Below are 2,963 nucleotides of genomic sequence, written 5' to 3' on the forward strand. Positions count from 1 at the left end.
AGAACAATTTTCTGAACTAGGAAGTGGTCTTAATATTGCAATGAAAGATTTAGAAATTCGTGGCGCAGGCGATTTACTTGGTGGTGAACAAAGTGGTTTTATAAACGACATCGGATTTGATACTTATCAAAAAATCATGAACGAAGCAATTGAAGAATTGAAAGAAAATGAATTTAAAGAATTGTATCCTGTTGAAAATGATATTGAAACTAAAGAATATGTAAAAGATATTCAAATTGATACCGATTTCGAATTATTGTTTCCAGACGAATATATAAATAGTATTACAGAACGATTGAGTTTATACAACGAATTGAGTTTAATAAAAGAAGAAGAAACGTTACTAAAATATGAACAAAAACTAATTGACAGATTTGGTGCTTTGCCCAAACAAGCTATTGCTTTACTAAATAGTATTAGAATAAAATGGAAAGCAACTTCAATTGGAATTGAAAAATTAGTCTTAAAACAAGGAAAAATGGTTGGTTATTTTGTTGGTGATCAGCAAAGTGATTTTTATCATTCCAATCGATTTATGAAAATGGTTCAGTTTGTGCAACTCAATAGTAATTTGTGCAAAATCAAAGAAAAAGAAACCAAAAACGGACTACGATTACTACTTACTTTTGAAAACGTAAAAAGTATTAATAAAGCGCTGGAGTTGATTAGTTTAATTTAAAAATAAAAACCATCTGATTAAAGATGGTTTTTCAATATTTTTAAAAGTTAAAATCTATTTTCTAAGCACTTTAAAATTCACTTCTCTTTCTCCTTCAAATTTTACTTTAAAAAAGTAGGTTCCAACAGCAAATGAAGAAATATCAACTTTGGTATTCAAGTCATTGATGTCATTTTGATATAATAATTGTCCTGTAACATTATAGACCGATACTTTACTAATTTCAGTTTTCGAAACAATTGTTACATTGTCATTGGTAGGATTTGGATAATAGGTAAAGTCAATACCATTAAATTCATTTGTTCCCAAAGCACTACAAGATGTTGTTGCAACCCAACCTTGGTCTACAACGCCAGGATCAGATTCGAATCTCATTGTTAATGAACCATCACTTGTTGTTGAAGTAAATGGTCCAGGAATTGTTGTTCCTGTATAACCAGCAGTATTAAATGAAGGAGCAGAAATAGAGTTTCCGTTATACATAAACAAATAATCATAATTGAGTTCTAAAGAAAATGAAGAGAAAGTCATAGTTACTTTTTGTCCAGCAATATTAGGAGCAATAATTCTAACAAATGATTGATTGTCTGTATAATCTCCTGCAGTTCCACCTGTATCTGTAACGATTATTCCACTACAATAATTTGCTGTAGTAGCAAAAATTGCATCTTTACTTCCAGCAGTAACGCCACTTGTACATGTTGGTCTAACTCTAGCGCTGTAATAAGTATTTGGCAATAAACCAGTAACATTAAAAGGATTTGAAGTAACAGCCAACCAATTACTAAAACTGCTAGAAAATGATTTAACTGCTCTTTGCCAAGAAGTTGCTCCGCTTGTATCTATAAAACTTATTGTAGCTGTAGTATTTGTAATATTTGATGTTGTGACAGATGATACAAAGTTTATACATGTAGAAACACAATCAAAACTTAAACAAAAAACTCCATCAACTGCGTTTTGAATTGCTGTTCTTGGTTGTGGACCAAAACCATTGCTAAAACTTATTCCCGAAGAAGTTAAGTGACAATAACTCATTATTGTTCCTCTAATAGTTGTTGATGGAATTGTTGGCGGACTTGTTACACAAGTGCTTCCTTCGGCTGTTCCACCACCAACTGGACCACAGTTGTCGATTGCTGTATTGTTTCCGTTCCAAGCACAAGCATGAGTATGTCTTGAACCTAATAAATGTCCGAATTCGTGAGTAATTACTTCTATAGTCCAAGAATATGTTGGAACTGTGCTGTAACTAAAATTTACATCTGAATAACAAAAATTATCTTGAGTACAAAGACCATTTATAGAAACTGCAACGCCACCAAGTCCGCCAGGATCAATACCAACTAATTGTCCAACATCACCATTAAAAACAGGTCTTAAATCATGAAATTGAAATAAATAATCTGTTGAAGCTGAACCAGTATATGGATCTTGAGTTGTCCAGATGAACATTGATTTTAATGCTGTAGAAATTCCATCATTACTATATAAAGTTTGAACATTATTAAAAACAGATGTCATCCAATTAGTTGTAGTTGTTGTGCTGCTTGAATTTGATTGAAACAAATTGTAATCAATTTCAAAATACATTGTAACACATCTTGCAGTTACAACATTTTTATTGGCGACTTCTGAAGTATTCATTATTTTGCTTTCATCATCTTTTACAGAACAATTAAAACCACTTGAAACTTTAAAGTTTGCGTCAGAATAAACAATATAATCTGAAATATTATTAACTTTATCTAGCTTTCCTACAACTAAATTAGCAACTTCTTGACTAGAAACAACTCCATTAAATTCATTTTCAAAGAAACTAAATGACGCAACAGATTTATAATCACCTTTAACAATTCCGCGATAATAAACTCCTTTTTGATAAGAAATGTCTCTAGAATAATTAGTGTCTATCTGAAAATTTTCTGTAAACAAATTCACTTTATATAAATTCATTATAATAACACTACCATTATAAGGAATTTGTAATTCGATAAAATCATATTTATTAGAAACAACCTCACCAACTGATTGAAAATTTATTTTTGCCAATGTAGATTTTTCAACTGTTTTATTAACTTCTTTAGATGAAATACTGGAATCTTGTGTTAATGGAGAAATTGATTTGAATATTGCTTTTTGGTTTTCATATTCTTTAACTTTATTAGCAATCTCGTTTTGAGAAAAACCAAAAAAGAAAAACAACAACGAGGCAATTGTTATAATGTTTTTCATAGCATTTTTATGTGTTTTATTGTAAAGTTAATGCAAATGTTAAGAATAT

At 30.2% G+C, this 2,963-nt stretch carries 2 protein-coding genes; one reads left to right on the forward strand and one right to left on the reverse strand.

Annotated elements, in window-relative coordinates:
• Positions 1 to 679: TRCF domain-containing protein (locus ACH2BO_RS02045; protein WP_395043098.1), on the forward strand; the 679-nt coding region annotated here is incomplete at its 5' end.
• Positions 680 to 733: 54 nt separating this feature from the next.
• Here the strand turns inward: ACH2BO_RS02045 and ACH2BO_RS02050 are convergent.
• Positions 734 to 2,914, reverse strand: a complete 2,181-nt coding sequence (locus ACH2BO_RS02050; RefSeq protein WP_395043099.1) for a M12 family metallo-peptidase — start codon at positions 2,912 to 2,914, stop codon at positions 734 to 736.
• Positions 2,915 to 2,963 lie beyond the last annotated feature (49 nt).

The organism is Flavobacterium sp. (assembly GCF_043773265.1).
Taxonomy (GTDB): domain Bacteria; phylum Bacteroidota; class Bacteroidia; order Flavobacteriales; family Flavobacteriaceae; genus Flavobacterium.

Bases quoted from the DNA above. Each gene is read 5' to 3' on its own strand.
- ACH2BO_RS02050 (WP_395043099.1), bottom strand. From the start codon at position 2,914: ATGAAAAACATTATAACAATTGCCTCGTTGTTGTTTTTCTTTTTTGGT.